Origin of the sequence: Vibrio sp. Vb0598, assembly GCF_033338935.1 — a bacterium.
GTDB classification, from domain to species: Bacteria; Pseudomonadota; Gammaproteobacteria; order Enterobacterales; family Vibrionaceae; genus Vibrio; species Vibrio alginolyticus.
Window position 1 is genome coordinate 285392 of the sequence record NZ_JAWOTP010000004.1, and the last position, 19534, is coordinate 304925.

General features: G+C 44.2%; 19 protein-coding genes and 1 pseudogene. 15 read left to right on the forward strand and 5 right to left on the reverse strand.

Annotated features, from left to right (window positions below; translation table 11 throughout):
- The 7 genes and pseudogenes from R7Q38_RS06885 to R7Q38_RS06915 form a co-directional block, all read left to right on the forward strand.
- Positions 1 to 364, forward strand: a pseudogene (locus R7Q38_RS06885) (electron transport complex subunit RsxC); the annotation flags it as partial.
- Entirely contained in the window at positions 364 to 1410 is a 1047-nt protein-coding gene (rsxD, locus tag R7Q38_RS06890) for an electron transport complex subunit RsxD (protein WP_005380749.1), read from the forward strand. The pseudogene R7Q38_RS06885 and the gene rsxD, both read left to right, overlap by 1 nt.
- Before the next feature lie 7 nt (positions 1411 to 1417).
- On the forward strand, positions 1418 to 2050 hold the full coding sequence (gene rsxG, locus R7Q38_RS06895; protein ID WP_005380747.1) for an electron transport complex subunit RsxG: 633 nt from the start codon (positions 1418 to 1420) through the stop codon (positions 2048 to 2050).
- Positions 2050 to 2742 (forward strand): electron transport complex subunit E, encoded by a 693-nt coding sequence (locus R7Q38_RS06900; RefSeq protein WP_005380745.1) that lies wholly within the window; start codon positions 2050 to 2052, stop codon positions 2740 to 2742. Before rsxG ends, R7Q38_RS06900 begins: the two co-directional genes overlap by 1 nt.
- A gap of 64 nt (positions 2743 to 2806) precedes the next feature.
- Positions 2807 to 3448 (forward strand): endonuclease III, encoded by a 642-nt coding sequence (nth, locus tag R7Q38_RS06905; protein ID WP_005380743.1) that lies wholly within the window; start codon positions 2807 to 2809, stop codon positions 3446 to 3448.
- Between the two features lie 32 nt (positions 3449 to 3480).
- The gene (gene gloA, locus R7Q38_RS06910; RefSeq protein ID WP_005380739.1) at positions 3481 to 3897 is read left to right on the forward strand and encodes a lactoylglutathione lyase; all 417 of its coding nucleotides are present in this window, start codon (positions 3481 to 3483) and stop codon (positions 3895 to 3897) included.
- A 150-nt stretch (positions 3898 to 4047) separates the two neighbouring features.
- Positions 4048 to 4482 carry a DUF2753 domain-containing protein gene (locus R7Q38_RS06915; protein ID WP_005384886.1) on the forward strand — a complete coding sequence of 145 codons (435 nt, stop codon included), beginning with the start codon at positions 4048 to 4050 and terminating at the stop codon, positions 4480 to 4482.
- 120 nt (positions 4483 to 4602) lie between these two features.
- Here the strand turns inward: R7Q38_RS06915 and motY are convergent, their stop codons facing one another.
- Positions 4603 to 5484, reverse strand: a complete 882-nt coding sequence (motY, locus tag R7Q38_RS06920; RefSeq protein ID WP_239939122.1) for a flagellar protein MotY — start codon at positions 5482 to 5484, stop codon at positions 4603 to 4605.
- Between the two features lie 341 nt (positions 5485 to 5825).
- Here motY and rnt point away from each other — a divergent pair, with 341 nt between their 5' ends.
- Both rnt and R7Q38_RS06930 read left to right on the forward strand, forming a co-directional pair.
- Positions 5826 to 6470: a ribonuclease T gene (gene rnt, locus R7Q38_RS06925; protein WP_005384888.1), complete on the forward strand. Its 645-nt coding sequence runs from the start codon at positions 5826 to 5828 to the stop codon at positions 6468 to 6470.
- Positions 6471 to 6498: 28 nt separating this feature from the next.
- Entirely contained in the window at positions 6499 to 7824 is a 1326-nt protein-coding gene (locus R7Q38_RS06930) for a Na+/H+ antiporter family protein (protein WP_017821192.1), read from the forward strand.
- A gap of 78 nt (positions 7825 to 7902) precedes the next feature.
- On the opposite strand, the gene R7Q38_RS06935 is transcribed toward R7Q38_RS06930, so the two are convergent.
- Positions 7903 to 8532 carry a DsbA family protein gene (locus R7Q38_RS06935; protein ID WP_132936849.1) on the reverse strand — a complete coding sequence of 210 codons (630 nt, stop codon included), beginning with the start codon at positions 8530 to 8532 and terminating at the stop codon, positions 7903 to 7905.
- Between the two features lie 74 nt (positions 8533 to 8606).
- Entirely contained in the window at positions 8607 to 8942 is a 336-nt protein-coding gene (locus R7Q38_RS06940; protein ID WP_005494473.1) for a Grx4 family monothiol glutaredoxin, read from the reverse strand.
- Positions 8943 to 9227: 285 nt separating this feature from the next.
- Between R7Q38_RS06940 and sodB the strand changes: the two genes are divergently transcribed.
- From sodB to R7Q38_RS06955, 3 genes are all read left to right on the forward strand, one after another.
- Complete coding sequence (gene sodB / locus R7Q38_RS06945) at positions 9228 to 9812, forward strand: superoxide dismutase [Fe] (RefSeq protein WP_005396533.1); 585 nt, start codon at positions 9228 to 9230, stop codon at positions 9810 to 9812.
- Positions 9813 to 9965: 153 nt separating this feature from the next.
- A complete protein-coding gene (locus R7Q38_RS06950) occupies positions 9966 to 10469 on the forward strand; it encodes a VC2046/SO_2500 family protein (RefSeq protein WP_033907342.1) in 504 nt (167 codons plus the stop codon).
- A 134-nt stretch (positions 10470 to 10603) separates the two neighbouring features.
- Complete coding sequence (locus R7Q38_RS06955; protein WP_005380732.1) at positions 10604 to 11347, forward strand: SDR family oxidoreductase; 744 nt, start codon at positions 10604 to 10606, stop codon at positions 11345 to 11347.
- A 143-nt stretch (positions 11348 to 11490) separates the two neighbouring features.
- Here the strand turns inward: R7Q38_RS06955 and adhE are convergent, their stop codons facing one another.
- On the reverse strand, positions 11491 to 14193 hold the full coding sequence (gene adhE, locus R7Q38_RS06960; protein WP_239939123.1) for a bifunctional acetaldehyde-CoA/alcohol dehydrogenase: 2703 nt from the start codon (positions 14191 to 14193) through the stop codon (positions 11491 to 11493).
- Positions 14194 to 14843: 650 nt separating this feature from the next.
- Between adhE and R7Q38_RS06965 the strand changes: the two genes are divergently transcribed.
- On the forward strand, positions 14844 to 15482 hold the full coding sequence (locus R7Q38_RS06965; RefSeq protein WP_005380729.1) for a YchE family NAAT transporter: 639 nt from the start codon (positions 14844 to 14846) through the stop codon (positions 15480 to 15482).
- A gap of 35 nt (positions 15483 to 15517) precedes the next feature.
- Positions 15518 to 16381: an ion transporter gene (locus R7Q38_RS06970; protein ID WP_005380728.1), complete on the forward strand. Its 864-nt coding sequence runs from the start codon at positions 15518 to 15520 to the stop codon at positions 16379 to 16381.
- 57 nt (positions 16382 to 16438) lie between these two features.
- Here R7Q38_RS06970 and asd read toward each other — a convergent pair whose 3' ends face one another.
- Positions 16439 to 17554 (reverse strand): aspartate-semialdehyde dehydrogenase, encoded by a 1116-nt coding sequence (gene asd, locus R7Q38_RS06975; protein WP_005380727.1) that lies wholly within the window; start codon positions 17552 to 17554, stop codon positions 16439 to 16441.
- A gap of 431 nt (positions 17555 to 17985) precedes the next feature.
- On the opposite strand from asd, the gene nhaC reads away from it, so the two are divergent.
- Positions 17986 to 19419, forward strand: coding sequence for a Na+/H+ antiporter NhaC (gene nhaC / locus R7Q38_RS06980; RefSeq protein ID WP_005380726.1), 1434 nt, complete (start codon positions 17986 to 17988; stop codon positions 19417 to 19419).
- Positions 19420 to 19534 lie beyond the last annotated feature (115 nt).

The window sequence follows — 19534 nt, forward strand, 5'->3', positions numbered from 1 at the left end:
AGCGGAAGAAGCTGAAGCACCAGCCGAGCAAACCGACGATCCGAAGAAAGCCGCAGTGGCTGCTGCCATTGCACGTGCCAAAGCGCGTAAAGCGAAACAAGCAGACTCAACTGAAGCGGAAGAAGCTGACGCACCTGCCGAGCAAACCGAAGATCCGAAAAAAGCCGCCGTGGCTGCTGCCATCGCTCGAGCCAAAGCGCGCAAAGCGAAGCAAGAAACGCAAACAGAGCCTGTTGAAGAAGCAACCTCCGAAGAACCAGAAGTGGATCCGAAGAAAGCCGCGGTTGCCGCAGCAATTGCGCGCGCGAAGGCACGCAAAGCGCAACAAGAAGCTAATAAAAATAATACTGAGGAGAACGAGTAGTGTCGTTTTTTATTGCCAGTTCACCGCATACCCACAGTCGTCGTAGTACGCCAGATTTAATGAAATGGGTGGCACTTTGCGCACTTCCAGGTTTAGTAGCTCAAACCTACTTCTTTGGCTGGGGTACGCTTATTCAGCTGATTTTTGCCATTGCAGTCGCTGTATCCCTTGAAGCCTTAGTCATGATCTGTCGTAAACGCTCACCAATGAGAGCGCTACGTGATAACAGTGCAATAGTTACCGCTTGGTTGTTAGCCGTTGCTATACCACCATGGTCTCCGTGGTGGATTATGGTGATCGGGCTTATTTTTGCGATAGTAATCGCTAAACACCTCTATGGTGGCCTTGGACAAAACTTATTCAACCCTGCAATGGTCGCTTATGTGGTCTTGTTGATCTCTTTCCCAGTACAAATGACGAGTTGGAGTGCACCGACATCACTCATACCTGATCATGTAAATTTTGCAGATACACTCTCTTTAATTTTTACGGGCTATGATTACGACGGCTTATCACTTCAGCAAGTTCGCTCAGGTGTTGACGGCGTGACAATGGCGACACCACTTGATGCATTTAAGACTGGCATTCTTACAGGTGCCACTCCAAGCGAAGTAATGTCGCAGCCAATATTTGATGGCTTAGGTGGTATTGGTTGGCAATGGGTAAACCTTGCTTACCTTCTTGGCGGCATAGTCATGATCAAAAAGCGTATCATCCAATGGTATATTCCAGCAGGTTTCCTTGCGAGTCTGACTCTGTTTAGCCTAGTGTTCACGTTGCTGACGCCAGGGGAAACTGCGTCGCCAATTTTACACTTGTTATCTGGTGCAACCATGCTTGGCGCATTCTTTATTGCAACCGATCCCGTTTCGGCGTCTACCACCGTCAAAGGACGTTTAATCTTCGGTGCGCTTATTGGTGCTTTGGTTTTTATCATTCGCAGTTGGGGCGGTTTCCCAGATGGTGTTGCATTTGCAGTGTTGCTTGCAAATATGTGTGTGCCACTGATCGATTACTACACCAAACCTAGAACTTACGGTCACTGAGGTAAACATGTTAACCGCTATTAGAAAAAATGGTCTGACACTCGCGATATTTGCATGTGCAACAACCGGATTAGTCGCCCTTACTCAGTACCTAACAAAAGACCAAATCAAGGTACAAGAGCAAAAACAATTACTTTCTGTTTTGAATCAAGTCATTCCAGAAAACATGCATGACAACGCACTCACGCAAGCTTGTACAATGGTCACGTCTCCAGATCTGGGGACATTACGTGCGATGCCAGCCTACCTCGCCACGAAGAATGGTGAACCAACAGCAATCGCAATAGAATCTATCGCGCCAGATGGCTACAATGGTGAGATAAAAGTGATTACTGGGATTGATAATCAGGGCAATATTTTGGGGACACGCGTCCTAAACCACCAAGAAACCCCTGGTCTGGGCGATAAAATCGATCTTCGTGTCACCGACTGGATCCTGAGCTTTACAGGAAAACAAGTCACGGAAAACAATTGGAATTCGTGGAAAGTTCGTAAAGATGGCGGCGATTTCGATCAATTTACTGGTGCAACGATCACGCCAAGAGCCGTCGTAAAAGTGGTGCGAAATACCGTTAACTACGTAAACCAATCTCGTGAAGACATTCTTAGCCAGCCGTTAGGCTGTGAAGGAGAGCAGTAATGAATGAGAATAAATTACTGATGAAAAACGGTATGTGGAGTAATAACCCCGCTCTCGTACAACTGCTGGGCTTATGTCCACTGCTAGCGGTTTCTTCCACGATAACCAATGCATTAGGTCTTGGTATTGCAACCTTACTCGTGCTAGTTGGATCCAACGTAACAGTTTCTCTTATCCGTAACTATGTGCCAAAAGAGATCCGTATACCTGTATTCGTTATGATCATTGCCTCACTCGTTACCTGCGTTCAGTTGTTAATGAATGCCTATGCGTACGGTTTGTACCTGTCTCTAGGTATCTTTATTCCTCTGATTGTAACCAACTGCATTATTATTGGCCGAGCAGAAGCTTACGCGTCAAAAAATGATGTTGCACCCGCTGCGCTAGATGGTTTGTGGATGGGCCTTGGTATGACGAGCGTCTTGGTTGTTTTAGGTGCCATGCGCGAATTAATTGGTAATGGCACACTATTCGACGGAGCAGACCTTCTCCTAGGAGACTGGGCTTCAGCTCTACGGATTCAAGTTTTCCAATTTGACAATAGCTTCCTGTTAGCGCTTCTCCCACCTGGTGCATTTATCGGTGTTGGGCTGTTGATAGCGCTCAAAAATGTCATAGATAATTCAATTCAGGCACGTCAACCAAAAGAAGAAAAACCAACCATAGAACGTGCTCGCGTCACTAACGCATAACAAGATAAGGCTCTGTCATAGGAGCCTTTTTCATAAACCGCAGAGACGGTATTGGAAGTCAGCAATGAACAAAATAAAAAGAATCGAAATTCTTGAGCGATTACGAGAAAACAATCCGAATCCTCAAACTGAGCTTAACTGGAGCTCCCCTTTTGAGCTGCTAATCGCTGTATTACTATCAGCTCAAGCAACCGATGTAAGCGTCAATAAAGCCACCGACAAGCTTTTCCCTGTAGCGAATACACCTCAAAGCATTCTTGATTTGGGAGTCGATGGCTTAAAAGAATACATAAAGACCATCGGTTTGTTTAACTCAAAGGCAGAAAACACAATCAAGACTTGTAAGATCTTGTTGGAAAAACACAATGGTGAAGTTCCTGAAGATCGTGCAGCGTTAGAAGCGCTACCAGGCGTAGGTCGCAAGACCGCAAACGTCGTGCTCAACACCGCTTTTGGTTGGCCAACTATTGCCGTCGATACGCACATTTATCGCGTGTCGAATCGCACTAAATTTGCGATGGGAAAAACGGTTGATGATGTCGAGCAGAAGCTATTAAAAGTTGTGCCAAAAGAGTTCAAACTCGATGTGCACCACTGGCTCATTCTTCATGGTCGTTATACGTGCGTAGCAAGAAAGCCTCGCTGCGGTAGCTGCATTATCGAAGATTTGTGCGAATATAAAGAGAAAGTATACCCAGATAGCTAACGCTATTTGTAAATCAAAGCTAGGAGCAAAAAATGTCAAACGGTCGAATTCTCCACACTATGCTTCGCGTAGGTGATCTAGACAAATCCATCAAGTTTTACACTGAAGTTATGGGCATGCAGCTGCTTCGTACTAACGAAAATAAAGAGTACGAATACACGCTAGCGTTTCTTGGTTATGGTGACGAATCCCAAGGTGCAGTGATCGAACTGACTTACAACTGGGGTAAAACTGAGTATGACTTAGGTACCGCTTTTGGTCATATCGCCATTGGTGTTGATGATATCTACACAACTTGCGACGCTATCAAAGCGGCGGGCGGTAATGTGACTCGTGAGCCAGGTCCAGTAAAAGGCGGAAGCACGCACATTGCATTCGTAAAAGACCCAGATGGTTACATGATTGAGCTTATTCAAAACAAGCAAGCTTCAGCAGGTCTTGAAGGCTAAGCGGCACTTCTAATAATCACTTGTACTGCAAGTTGAACTCCGATTACAGGCAGGTCTGCGATCTGCCTGTCCTTTTATAAACAAAACTCTTTACTTGATAATAGTTATCGTTTAGATTTATCCGCAACTTCGATATGCGGGATTACGATAATGATCAGTGAATGGGAAAAACACACACTTCTAGCCGATACGGCACTTCAACTAGATGACCCTGTTCGCAGCATTCTTCATTACCAGCAAGCCCTAAGCCTGAGTGAAGATATCAGCGAATGTGTGGAAATTGAGGCGGACGAGCGATTATTAATTTCTGTGATTTCTTGTCATAACTTAGCTCAGTTCTGGCGTTGGGCTGGAGATACTGACTATGAACTCAAATACCTTCAACTGGCCTCTGAGAAAGTCTTAACACTTATCCCACAATGCCCAAATAAAGAGTGTGCAAGCTTTATCGACTCGATAGGATGCTGTACTAAGGCGTTGATAGACTTTATGAAGCGTCACCCTAATCCGGCTATTGCCAAACAGGTTGAAAAAATAGATACCGCAACCAATTGCGAAGTCATTGCCAAATTCCGCTTAAACTAACATTCAAATTATACAGCAAGAATCACCGAAAGGTGCTTGGCAAAATACCACTAAAATATTATTAACAACGTCAGTAAATCAAAAACGCCGAAGCTTTCAGCTTCGGCGTTTTTATATGCATCACACTTGGGTTCGCCCTAGAGATATCACGACTCGGCGGTTTTTGTCTTTTCCTATTGGCGAACCGTTATCTGCAATAGGACGACGCTTGCCGTACCCTTGCACTTGAATTCGATCTTCCGGTAGCCCTAGAGACTGAAAGTAATCACGAAGTGACTCTGCACGTCGCTCTGATAAACTTTGACTCGCACTTTTACCATCGGTTGAATCTGTGTACGTCGCCACCAGCACAAGATCGATATCTTGATTATGTCGGATATAATCTGCAATTTGTGATAAACGCTTTTTAGAAGCCTTGGTTAACTGATCACCTTGTCTTTCGTAGTGCAAAATCGTAAAAGCAATGTCCTCGAAACTGTATTTCAATAAGTTGGAAATACAGTCGCTAAACGCGTTGTACTTGTTTTGAAATAGTACTGATGACAATGCGACTTCAATTCTCTGATCTCGGCTCTGCCAATCTTGGTAACTAAAGGTCGGATAACGGCCTTTTTCCAGCTCAGACAAAATGCCCCATGCTGTTTGCCCTCCGACATAACCATCAAACTGTTTAAAAAACTTTAGGTTTATAATTCGATCGGCGTGTTCACCTGGTCGCCAAGGTGGCGGCATAGAAATGAGACTGACGTTACGTGTTTCTCCCATCGGGCGACGCATTTTTAACTCAAAGTCTAAATTGATTTTTTTATTCGCACGAGATGAAAATACCGCATCTCCAAAGCTTGGAATGGGGTGTACAAGCTGACATTCTAATGGTGTATTGACCACCATTTCCCATTGAGATTGCTGTGGAGTTGCAGCATAACGTTTGCCCATCAAAGCGAAGCTGCTTGTGCTAAACAACGAAAATACAACACCACTGGTAATCAGCCATTTCTTCATCTAATACTGTCTCTTAAACGGCAGTCTGTTGCCGTCAATTTGCATCAATAAAACCACTTCAACCGGCATGCAAAAATCTCGCCAATATAGGGTTATCTGTCACACTGCCATTAATGTGAGCCACCGTGTTCCAATCACCTTAACCGCCACTTAGCGTTTTACTTACTCATGTTTTATCGGTTTACATGATGCAAAGTATGGCGAATAAACGTCTACATAATATGCAATACAAACTTATTGATTGGATGCAAAATAGAATTCCGGTTTTCTCTTAAATTGCGGTTTTTCTCATCGGTATAATCTGCAATAATGCAGCCTTCGTCACACAAAAATAAGCCAACATGACACTAGAAAATGAAGCTCTAACCTTGAAAAAACGCTTTCGTGGTTATTTCCCTGTGGTAGTAGACGTTGAGACCGCTGGTTTCAATGCTCAAACTGATGCACTTTTAGAAATCTGTGCCGTTACGTTGAAAATGGACGAACATGGCGTGTTGCATCCGGCCTCCACCATTCATTTTCATGTGGAACCATTTGAAGGCGCTAACTTAGAAAAAGAAGCGCTTGAATTCAATGGTATTCGTGACCCTTTCAGCCCTCTTCGTGGTGCTGTTTCTGAGCAAGAGGCGCTAAAGGAAATTTATAAGCTTATTCGCAAAGAACAAAAAGCCGCAGATTGCTCACGTGCAATTATGGTTGCTCATAACGCAGCATTCGACTTGGGTTTTGTAAACGCAGCAAATGAACGCTGTAAACTAAAAAGAGTCCCTTTTCATCCCTTTGCTACTTTTGATACGGCTACATTAAGTGGCCTTGCTTATGGCCAAACAGTTCTCGCTAAAGCATGCAAAACAGCCGGGATGGAATTTGATAACCGTGAAGCACACTCTGCGCTTTACGATACACAAAAAACAGCAGAATTATTCTGCGGAATTGTCAACAAATGGAAGGCCCTCGGCGGTTGGCCGCTTGTCGACGAAGAATAATAAGTAAACACAACATATTAGGAAAAGTATGAATCCTGTCGTTATATCAGTGTGCGTCATGCTCGTGTTAGCATTGATGCGCGTAAACGTGGTGGTTGCCCTCACGTTTAGTGCCATCGTAGGCGGCCTAGTCGCAGGCATGAGCCTTGGGGATACGGTTGCCGCATTTGAAAGTGGTCTAGGTGGCGGTGCAACTATCGCGCTAAGCTACGCCATGTTAGGTACTTTCGCTGTTGCCATCTCGAAATCAGGCATCACGGATCTACTGGCCAAAAGTGTTATCAAGCGCTTAAATGGTAAAGAAAACTCGGCGTCAACTACCGGGTTAAAGTACGCCGTGTTGGTGGCATTAGTGCTTGTCACGATGTCATCTCAGAACGTAATTCCGGTCCATATCGCCTTTATTCCAATTTTGATTCCACCTCTTTTGGGCGTATTCGCGAAACTTAAGCTCGACCGACGTTTGGTCGCGTGTGTTCTTACCTTCGGTTTGATCACACCTTACATGATCTTACCTGTTGGTTTCGGCGGTATTTTCTTAAACAACATTCTATTAAAGAACCTACATGACAACGGTTTGGAGAATGTGGTTGCAAGCCAAGTCCCAACCGCCATGTTACTGCCAGGTGCAGGGATGCTGTTTGGTCTATTACTGGCTATCTTTGTTAGCTATCGTAAACCGCGTGTCTACAAAGAAACTGAGTTGACTGTCGTTGACGAAACCGATCATGTCATCAATAAAAAGCACATCTTAGTTGCGGCACTTGGTATTGTCGCTGCATTGGGTGTTCAGCTTTACACGGGTTCAATGATTATCGGTGCTCTAGCTGGCTTTATGGTGTTTACTTTCGGCGGCGTTATTGCATGGAAAGAGACGCACGACGTGTTCACTAAAGGTGTACACATGATGGCAATGATTGGCTTCATCATGATTGCAGCGGCAGGTTTTGCAGCAGTAATGAAGCAAACTGGCGGTGTTGAAACACTAGTACAATCGCTATCAACCAGCATCGGTGACAATAAGCCTCTAGCTGCACTACTGATGCTGATCGTTGGTCTGTTGGTAACAATGGGCATTGGTTCATCGTTCTCTACGATTCCAATCCTTGCAACTATCTATGTGCCTCTTGCGCTAGCATTCGGCTTCTCGCCGATGGCAACGATTGCACTGGTAGGTACTGCGGCTGCGTTAGGTGATGCAGGCTCTCCAGCTTCTGACTCTACATTAGGCCCTACATCTGGTCTAAATGCCGACGGTCAACATGAGCACATTTGGGAAACAGTCGTTCCAACCTTTATCCATTACAATATCCCTCTAATCATCTTTGGTTGGATTGCAGCAATGGTGCTTTAATACTATTGCTTGGATGGATATACATTTAGTTACGAAAAAGCCGCTCAATGAGCGGCTTTTTGTTATTCATAACTGTGGTTATTGCGCTGGCATATTGTCAATAATACGCTCACGAATCAGCTTCAAGGTTGGTTCTGTCGACAGGTAATCGATGGCAATCGGAAAATAAGCGTCGTTAATTTTAAGAACCAAGCTAGGGTAAGAGCTCACACCTAGGCTCTTTGCAAGGCTCAATTGATCTTCGAACACACCTTCTAAGAAAGAGCCATCCATGTCATTCTTGAATTGCTGAACATTCAAGCCAATTTCTCTCGCTAGTTGCAAGTGAGTGGCTTCTTCATGAGGAGGCATCGCACGTAAGTAATACGCATGCTGAATCGCTTCTAGCATCTGCTCATAAGAATCTTGAAAGCCCGCTGCAATAACCGCACGACAAGATTGGTAAGTGCTTCTAACTGGCGTACAAAGCTTCCAGAAATCGTAGTTAAACTTAGTGCCTAACTGGCGCTCAATCTGCTTCCAAATACCTTCGAGTTTTTGTTGCATCTCGGGCGGCATCGGTAAATTAGTATCTGGCGCAAGACCACCAACCACATACTCAAACTGAATCACACCTGGCAGTTGCTGCTTTAGTTTATCCAGAGTTGGTTTGTAACCCCAACACCAACTGCACATTGGGTCATGCACGTAGTAAAGCTTTATGTTCATTCCACTAACCTAAAAAGAAAAAGGAGCCAGTACGGCTCCTTCGTATTCTATCGCTAAATGTGAGTATTTACGAATTACTCAGCTTGACCTTCAGCGCGCGCTGCTGCTTCTTTGATTAGAGGCTGCAGTTCACCTTTTTGGAACATTTCTAGAATAATGTCACAACCGCCGATAAGCTCACCTTCAACCCATAGTTGAGGAAAAGTTGGCCATTGCGCGTACTTTGGTAACTCAGCACGGATATCTGGGTTTTGCAGAATGTCTACGTAAGCGAACTTCTCACCACATGCCATTAGTGCCTGTGACGCTTGAGAAGAGAAACCACAGCTAGGTAGTTTCGGTGATCCTTTCATGTACAGCAGGATTGAGTTTTCAGAGATCTGCTGTTTGATTTTGTCGATAGTTTCCATCGCTTCCTCATTCATGGGTTTGAACTTTATTTATTTGCCACATTCTACTCAATAACGACAGAATAAAAACCATATAATTAATAAGGCTTAATTTTAGGTTGCTCATTGGCGAGCAATGCAGCACTTCACCACTGCTAACCTCTTAAAATATTTTCATATCGGGGTTTTAATAAAGTAAAAACTTGCTAAAATACTTACCAAGTCAGCCTTAAAGGCGACATAGCTATAAAAAAACACTGGAAGCAATCGAAAGGTCATCCTTTCAAATCAATGGAGAATCGAGTAATGGCATTTGAACTACCAGCTCTTCCTTACGCGAAAGACGCACTAGAACCACACATCTCAGCAGAGACTCTAGACTACCACCACGGTAAGCACCACAACACTTACGTTGTTAAGCTTAACGGTCTTATCCCTGGTACTGAGTTCGAAGGCAAAACTCTAGAAGAGATCATCAAGACTTCTACTGGTGGCGTATTCAACAACGCAGCGCAAATCTGGAACCACACGTTCTACTGGCACTGTCTTGCTCCAAATGCGGGCGGCGAGCCAACTGGCGCAGTTGCAGACGCAATCAACGCAGCATTCGGTTCTTTTGAAGAATTCAAAGCGAAGTTTACTGATTCAGCAATCAACAACTTCGGTTCTTCATGGACTTGGCTGGTTAAGAAAGCTGATGGCTCTCTAGAGATCGTTAACACTTCTAACGCTGCTACTCCTCTAACAGAAGAAGGTACAACACCACTTCTAACTGTTGACCTATGGGAACACGCGTACTACATCGATTACCGCAACGTACGTCCTGATTACATGAACGGCTTCTGGGCTCTAGTAAACTGGGACTTCGTAGCTGAGAACCTAGCGAAGTAATATACTTCCCCCTAAGTTCAATTTAGTCTTATTCAAAAGCTCGCTATTTAGCGGGCTTTTTTTTTCGCCTTCCCTAGCACCTTTAAATAATTCCCTCTTTTACTAAAGTTCTTCTTATCCACGCCGTTAAAAGAGCATCGAGCGAGGAACATCATGCAAATTCATACGTTAGACAAAGCTGCAATTATCAACGAACTTCAGTTCGGTAATGGTATTAACCATGCCGTACACGAAGGTCGTCGTGCGGATTTCTCGCTGATTCTGTCTATGTTCTCTAATGATGTTCGCGATGTGGTCCCAGTTGAAGAGGTCCAGGAAGTCATCACCAGTGACAGTATTCTTCGCCAACAATTGGGTTTATCGCAACCTCAAGCTCTTCGTTCTGATAGCAGCAGCTATGAACTCGCAGCTGAACAAGCGAAACAGTTTCACGATGCAGGATTGCCTTCCGCAAAGCTGAGCCATTACCTAAAACCAGATGCGCTGACTTACCTGCCTGAAGACACATTCAACCTACCAGAGGAGGTTTATCACAACCTATCTGGTCATGAGCGACGCAGATTGGGCGAACGCAACAAACAACTGATCCCAGATGCTGGGCTATATAATCAGCTAGTGACGGCTCAACGTCAGCATCAAATTCAAGCTAAAGCATAGAGATCCGCTTTTTATCCAATAGCTTGCAATACCTACACGTCAGAAATGTGACGTCTTACAAATTACCGCACAATAGTCCTCACTCGAAAGCGTTAGTTTGAAGCCTTTCACACTGAACTCAACGAATTTCAACCATGCTATTAGCACAAACCACTGGTGTATTGTTTTTCACATATGGATACAGTGAAGGTGCTATGGATATCAAAGAATCAATTATTCTCGTCACGTCTGCAGGTTCGGTTATAGGAAGAACCTGTGCAAATCACTTTGCTCACCTTGGAGCAACGTTGATTCTTTGTGACCAAAATTCTAGCGCTTTGAGAGCGAGCTATGAGCAAATCAGCGCTTTCACTGACAAAGTGTATGCGATGAATGTGTGTAGTGATAACACAACGTCCATTAACTTATTGTTTGACCAGATAGAATCACAGCTACGTGCGACACCAGATGTGATTGTTAATTGCTGGACCAGCTCTCCTATGCCTGGCTTAATGGCGCCAGAACCAATGAGTACTTACATTGATCACTTGTCGTCTGCGGCACGCTTCCTTTATACCTACGGCCAAGTAGGAGCAGAGCGCTTTCGAGCCAGAAACAAGAAAGGCGTCATTGTTAACGTCATTTCTCATGACAACCATGAAGACTTTACGGGAGTTGAAAGCATGGCGGCGTTGGTGTCAGGTTTTACTCACAGCTGGGCAAAAGAACTCACACCATTCAACATTCGAGTGGGCGGCGTTATTCCCTCGGTAAATCATACAAAAGAAGAGCTCAACGAGAGACACTGGGCTGAGATCCAAGACGAACTAGTCCGCAACACAGCATACATCGTCGCGAATGAATACTTCAGTGGCCGAGTAGTTGCGACCGAAGTGTAAGCATACACAGCAACTCTGTTTTCCCAAGCCAGATGTAACTCCTGCACCAAAATAAAAAAAGCCCCAGTCATTTGACTGGGGCTTTAACCTTTTCCCGATTAAGGTTCCGTGCTAGCGAAAACCTTGCTCACTCGATTTTTTAATTACGCGTCAGCTTTTTCTTTCTTTGCTTTAGGTGCTGCTTTTGCTGCTTCTTGGTCTGCTTTCTTCTTGATAACAGTTGTACCTTCGAAAGTTTCGCCTTCAACAAATGCTTTACCGTAGTAAGAAGCCATCAACACATCTTTAAGTTCGCTGATTAGAGGGTAACGTGGGTTCGCACCAGTACATTGGTCATCGAACGCTTCTACCGCTAGCTCATCCAGTTTCGCTACGAAATCTGATTCAGCAACACCTGCCGCTTGGATAGACATTGGGATGTCTAGGTTAACTTTTAGTTCATCCAACCATGCTAGTAGACGTTCAATCTTCTGAGCAGTACGGTCACCTTCTTGGCTTAGGCCTAGGTGGTCAGCAACTTCAGCGTAACGACGACGTGCTTGTGGACGGTCGTATTGAGAGAACGCAGTTTGTTTAGTTGGATTGTCGTTCGCGTTGTAACGTACCACGTTAGAGATAAGTAGTGCGTTAGCTAGGCCGTGTGGCAAGTGGAACTCAGCACCCAGTTTGTGAGCCATTGAGTGACAAACACCTAGGAATGCGTTCGCAAATGCAACACCAGCGATAGTAGCTGCGTTGTGTACTTTCTCACGAGCGATTGGGTCATTTGCACCGTTCGCATAGCTTGATGGTAGGTACTCTTTTAGCATCTTAAGTGCTTGAAGAGCTTGGCCATCTGAGTATTCGTTAGCAAGAACTGATACGTAAGCTTCTAGAGCGTGAGTTACTGCATCGTAACCACCAAATGCTGTTAGAGACTTAGGCATGTTCATTACTAGGTTCGCATCAACGATTGCCATGTTTGGCGTGATTTCGTAGTCAGCTAGTGGGTATTTCGCACCAGTCTTGTCGTCAGTAACAACCGCGAATGGCGTAACTTCTGAGCCAGTACCTGAAGTTGTAGTGATACATACAAGCTCAGCTTTTTTACCCATTTTAGGGAACTTGTAGATACGTTTACGGATGTCCATAAAGCGCATTGCTAGTTCTTCAAAGTGAGTTTCTGGGTGTTCGTACATTACCCACATGATTTTCGCTGCATCCATTGGTGAACCACCGCCTAGCGCTAGGATAACGTCAGGTTGGTAGCTAGCCATTTGAGCCGCACCTTTTTCTACTACAGACAGTGTTGGGTCAGCTTCAACATCGAAGAATGTTTGAACTTCCATGCCTTGAGCTTTCAGTAGGCTTACTACGTCATCTGCGTAACCGTTGTTGAATAGGAAACGGTCAGTTACTAGGAATGCACGTTTCTTACCTTCTAGGTCGCCAAGCGCGATTGGAAGGCTACCACGACGGAAGTAGATTGACTTAGGTAGTTTATGCCACAACATGTTTTCAGCTCGCTTCGCTACAGTTTTCTTGTTGATTAGGTGTTTAGGACCTACGTTCTCAGAGATAGAGTTACCACCCCAAGAACCACAACCTAGCGTTAGAGATGGCGCAACGTTGAAGTTGTACAAGTCACCGATACCACCGTGAGTAGTCGGGATGTTGACTAGGATACGAGCTGTCTTCATCTTGTCACCGAAGTAACGGATACGATCAGCGTTAGTATCTTGGTTAGTGTAAAGACCAGATGTGTGGCCGATACCACCAATCTCAACCATAGTTACCGCTTGAGCAACCGCGTCTTCGAAGTTGTCAGCACGGAATAGACCTAGAGTTGGAGATAGTTTCTCGTGAGCGAATGCGTCATCGTGAGATACTTTACCCAGACCTTCACCAACAAGAACTTTAGTGTCTGCTGGAACTTTAACGCCTGCCATTTCAGCGATTGCTGCTGCTGGCTGACCTACGATTTTCGCGTTTAGCGCGCCATCGATAAGAAGAACTTTACGAACTTTATCAGCTTCTGCTTTGCTTAGGACATACGCTTTGTGAGAAGCAAAACGCTCTTTCACTTCGTCGTATACTTCGTCAACTACGATTGCAGCCTGCTCAGAAGCACATACTACACCGTTGTCGAAAGTCTTAGACATAAGGATAGAAGCAACAGCACGTTTGATGTCTGCTGTTTCATCGATAACAACAGGAACGTTACCTGCACCTACACCGATTGCTGGCTTACCAGAAGAGTAAGCGGCTTTAACCATGCCTGGACCACCAGTTGCAAGGATAAGAGCGATGTCATCGTGTTTCATTAGAGCGTTTGAAAGCTCAACAGAAGGCTGGTCGATCCAACCGATGATGTCTTTTGGTGCGCCTGCTGCTACTGCTGCATCTAGAACGAGTTTAGCTGCATCGTTAGTTGAGTTTTTCGCACGTGGGTGTGGTGAGAAGATGATACCGTTACGAGTCTTCAAAGAGATTAGAGATTTGAAGATCGCTGTAGAAGTTGGGTTAGTCGTTGGTACGATACCGCAGATGATGCCTACAGGCTCAGCGATAGTCATAGTACCTAGGTTGTCATCCTCTTCTAAGATGCCACACGTTTGTTCGTCTTTGTATTTGTTGTAGATAAACTCAGAAGCAAAGTGGTTCTTGATTACTTTATCTTCAACAATACCCATACCAGATTCTTCTACCGCTTGTTGAGCTAGCGGGATACGGGCCTGGTTAGCTGCAAGCGATGCTGCACGAAAGATTTTATCTACTTGCTCTTGAGAGTAAGTAGCGAACTCTTCTTGCGCTTTCTTAACGCGAGCAACCATTGCATCTAGTTCAGCCATATTAGTTACAGGCATAGGGAATCTCCTAAAATTAACAAATATTAAAAACTTTTTACTAAGGCTATTACTTATCGTTTTTACTGTTTATCAGTCACTTAGAAAACAAACGTCTTAGTAAATTGCTTTCAGGACTGAGTATAATATTTCAGAGTGTGAAAAAAATTGACTTGGATCAGTTCTCACCACCTAAATACTACCAAAGTGGTGCCTCATCACACCAAAATGACATAAATCACTGATAAACAAATAAATTAACTTTCATTTTTTATTGAGTAAAAAAGAAGCAAATGGACAAATAAATAAAAGAAACTACAACAACCTGTAAAAAAGTTTCATTTTTGACCAACAAAATTACATGTAGGCCCAATTCTTTGTGCTACTGAGAGTATATCGAACCGAATACATCTCTCTACAAACCACCTTGGTTTTTATCAAAAATGTGCGAATGTTAACGTTTATGTAAAACAGTGCAATTTATCAGCAACTTTATACGTAACATTTCCTTTCCAGATTAGATACAGTTTATTAAAGAATTAGTTTTTCTCACTTAAATGGCAGGGAATGCGTTAGTTTTTTTCATTTCTTACAACCTAACTTTTGCCTTACATTACGCCCAAATTACCCCTTCTCCTTTTCACTAATGTGAACTTTGATGAGTACGCAACATGCAAACTTTTGAACTTGCTATCTTCTTGCAGTTTTTTCTCGGTTTGGTCGCCGCAGTAAACCCTGTTGGTATCATGCCTGTGTTTGTGTCACTAACCGGGCATATGACTCCAGACGAAAAGCGCAATACGGCAACAACAGCAAATGTGGCTGTTGCGATCATCCTGATCATTTCGCTTTTTGCTGGTCAGTTACTGTTAGACATGTTCAGTATTTCTCTGGATTCGTTTCGTGTCGCTGGCGGGTTGCTATTACTTAGCATCGCATTCTCGATGATGAGCGGTAAACTGGGGGAAGATAAGCAGAACAAACAAGAGAAAACGGAATACGTCAGTCGTGAACAGATTGGTGTGGTCCCTCTTGCCATGCCTTTAATGGCAGGTCCTGGTGCAATCAGTTCGACTATTGTTTATGGTGCACGCTACCCAAGCATGTTCGATACCGTGGGCATTAGTATTACGATTGGTTTGTTCTGCCTTTGTTCATGGCTATTATTCCGTTCTGCCCCATTGATCGTACGATTTTTAGGTCAAACTGGAATCAACGTCATTACTCGTATCATGGGTTTGATATTGGGCGCGCTTGGCATAGAGTTTATTGCGAATGGCTTACGCAACTTATTTCCAGGATTAGCCTGAGTTTCTATAAAATTGTATGATAGAGCGATTCAACAATGGATCGCTTTGTCATGACGACTGACTCTCTTAAACATACTCTATATGTCACCATTTTTGGTACTCATACCAAAGCTGGTAAAACGTTCGATATTGCTCTCATTATCGCGATCATCAGTTCGTTAATCGTACTGGTGTTAGATTCGATACCCTCCGTTCGGGCCGAGTGGGAAAAAGAGCTGAAGTTTATTGAATACACATTTACTGGCCTATTCACGATTGAATACCTTCTAAGGCTTTATTGCTCCCCCAAACCTGCCGCCTACGCAAAGAGTTTTTATGGTGTCGTCGATTTACTTGCGATTTTGCCCACTTATTTAGCACTCTTCTTCCCATCGGCTTCGTTTATGGGTGTGATCAGGGCGCTGCGAGTGATGCGAATATTCCGCATACTCAAGTTAGTCCGATACCTCCAAGAGTCCAATATCCTCTTACGTTCACTGCTTATGGCGCGCAGAAAGATTTTTATCTTCTTTAGCTCCGTCGCCATTATGGTAACGATTTTCGGCTCATTGATTTTTATCATTGAAGGACCTGAAAACGGATTTACTAGCATTCCTAAAAGTATTTATTGGGCGATCGTGACCATCACAACGGTTGGGTATGGTGACTTGGTCCCTCAAACAGACCTAGGTAAAGGGCTTGCATCACTCACCATGTTACTGGGTTATTCCATTTTGGCGGTACCTACAGGTATTTTCACTGCCGAACTGCACCAAGAGATGCAATCGCACAAAGTATTGGTGAAATGCCCAAACTGCTCCCACGCAGGGCACGACTCTGACGCAATTTACTGTAAACATTGTGGTAGTGAACTGGCCGATCCAGACAAAAGAGTCGTTCGAACGGAAGACGACGCATGAAAAAAGAGCTCCTTAAGGAGCTCTTTTATTTTGTCATCAAATAAAGGATTGATGTGATTATGCTTTCTCAGACAGAATAATTCGCAGAGTACGACGCAATGGCTCCGCAGCACCCCAAAGCAGTTGGTCACCAACAGTGAAAGCATTTAGGAAATCATCACCCATTGCCATCTTACGTAGACGACCCACTGGTACAGACATTGTGCCCGTAACTTTTGCCGGTGTTAGCTCTTGAGCAGTGATGTCACGGTCGTTAGGAATCACTTTCACCCAATCGTTATGAGTGGCGATGATTTCTTCGATTTCGTCCATTGGTACATTTTGTTTAAGCTTGATAGTAAGTGCTTGAGAGTGACAACGCATCGCGCCAATACGCACACAAGTACCGTCAATTGGAACAGGTGAACTTTGAGAACCCAAAATTTTATTCGCCTCAGCGCCCGCTTTCCACTCTTCTTTACTCTGACCATTATCGCGCTTCACATCGATCCATGGGATCAACGAACCAGCTAGTGGCACACCGAACTTATCGGTAGGGAAAGAGCCGCTGCGCATTGTATCCGCGACTTTCTTATCGATATCTAGGATAGAGCTTGATGGGTTTGCAAGTTCAGAGCTAACAGAGTCATTGATAACGCCCATTTGCGAGATCAATTCACGCATATTTTGCGCACCAGCACCAGATGCGGCTTGGTAAGTCATTGCGCTTGTCCACTCAACAAGGCCTTTCTCAAATAGACCACCTAGCCCCATTAGCATTAAACTAACCGTACAGTTACCACCGACAAATGTGTTCGTGCCACCGTGGATGCCTTGTTGGATTTGCTTTAAGTTCACTGGATCAAGTGTGATGATCGAATCTTCAGCCATACGTAGCGTAGAGGCCGCGTCAATCCAGTAGCCTTTCCAACCAGCCTGACGAAGTGCAGGGAAAACTTTTTCTGTGTAGCTACCACCTTGACAGGTGATTACCGCATCAAGCTGTTTTAAGCTTTCAATATCATACGCGTCTTGCAGTAAGCCTGCGTCTTTTCCTAAGTTAGGAGCAGGAATACCAACTTGAGAAGTACTGTAGAATACTGGTTCGATTAGGTCGAAGTCTTTCTCTTCAACCATACGCTGCATAAGGACTGAACCAACCATACCGCGCCAACCAACTAAACCAACTCTCATCGTATTAACTCTCCATGTATTAAAAAACCTACCCCATAGTTAATTTTTCACAGCAAAATCTCAACCCCTATTTTGTAAATAAGCGCGTTTTTTAACCTTTTCCTCTGAAAAACCGGGTTACACGAGATTTTTTAGTGTTTGGTTTGCGGTTTTAACCATTTTTCAAGTAGGGAAAGCACTTTAGCCCCCTAATTGGTCTTACCACTCAATGAGAAAATAACACATGAAGCACAATAATTTCACATTACACAACATTTAAAACCAAAAAAGTTAAAACAAACTAACAGTTAATTTCACAAGCAAACGTTTTTACCGACGAACATCAAGATAAAACACCAAATGTTCGAAATATAATTTTTGTTAATGTATGTTATGCGCGATTACAACAAGGAGCGCCTTCCTCTATTGCTCCAAGATTGACAGAGGCACATATGAAGCAAGTTACACCACGCCTACCAAGCTTGATACAGGTATTTATCTCGCTCGGTTTATTTCTCCTGCTGGCATTTTCGTTCACAGCCAAGCTAGACCTACCGATTCAGCTAGCGCTATACATCGGTTGGTTCATTGTCATGATATTGGGCATAAAGCTTGGCCATCAGTATAAAGATCTGGAAAAAGCAGCACTAAATGGCATCTCCAATGGACTTGGAGCCGTTTTAATCCTTTTGGCCGTTGGCGCGCTTGTAGGTACTTGGATCTCTGGTGGTATTGTTCCAACCATTATTTACTACGGCCTTAAAGCAATCCACCCTTCCATCTTTTTGCTCGCGACCATGATCATCTGTTCATTGACTGCGCTAGCGACTGGCACGTCTTGGGGTGCGGCTGGCACGGCAGGTATTGCAATGATGGGTATCGGTCAAGGTCTTGGTGTTCCTGCACCAATCACTGCAGGTGCCGTACTTTCAGGCTGTTACTTTGGTGACAAAATGTCGCCTCTATCGGATTCAGTAATCCTTGCTTCATCTATGTCTAACGTTGAAGTGATGGAACATATTAAAGGCATGTTGCCGATAGCACTCATTAGCTACATTATTACAGGCATTATGTTTACTGCATTTGGCTTCCACTACGCAGGTCAAGTTGACATGAGCCAGGTAGACTCTGTCATTAAAGCGATGGAACAACAGTTCTACATCACCCCTTACTCATTTGTTCCTGTGATCATCGTATTGTCACTTCTAGCGATGCGTATGCCTTCATTCCCAGTGATCAGTTTTGGTTCTCTGCTAGGTATTATTTGGGCAGTGATGATCCAAGATGTCGATTTCCTAACCGCGTTCAACACGGCTTGGGCTCCGTTTGCAATCTCATCTGGCGTAGATTTCATTGACTCAATCCTTAACCGTGGCGGCATGTCTTCAATGCTTGGGTCGGTAGCGGTTATCGTATTTGGCCTTGGTTTTGGTGGTCTACTAGATAAAGTAGGCGTGCTAGAGACTATCGCGAAGCTGTTTGAAAAACGCGTTCAAAGTGCAGGTTCATTGGCAACAAGCACAATTGGTACGGCCTTTATGGGCAACGTATTTGGTTCAGCGATGTACGTTTCACTTATCCTGACCCCAAAAATCTGTGCGAAGAACTATGACCGTCTAGGCTACAAACGTAAGAATTTGTCTCGTAACGCAGAATTTGGCGGCACGCTAACCTCAGGTATGGTCCCTTGGAGTGACAACGGTATCTACATGGCCAGTATTTTGGGTGTTGCTACACTGTCTTATGCCCCGTTCATGTGGCTGAGTTTTGTATGTATCATCGTAACGATATTCACTTCTTACATGGGTTGGTTTGTTGATAAGTGCGAACCAACAGCAGAAGCAGTTGAAGAAGCTGAAGGCGAATTAAAGCAGCAAACCGCTTAACTTCGTAGAGATAGGAAGAACCTCCCTTCCGAATTCAATGACCCGTCCTGATATGGGTTGACACTTTTTAACTAAAACGCTCGATGTACTTCATCGGGCGTTTTGTATTTTAAAG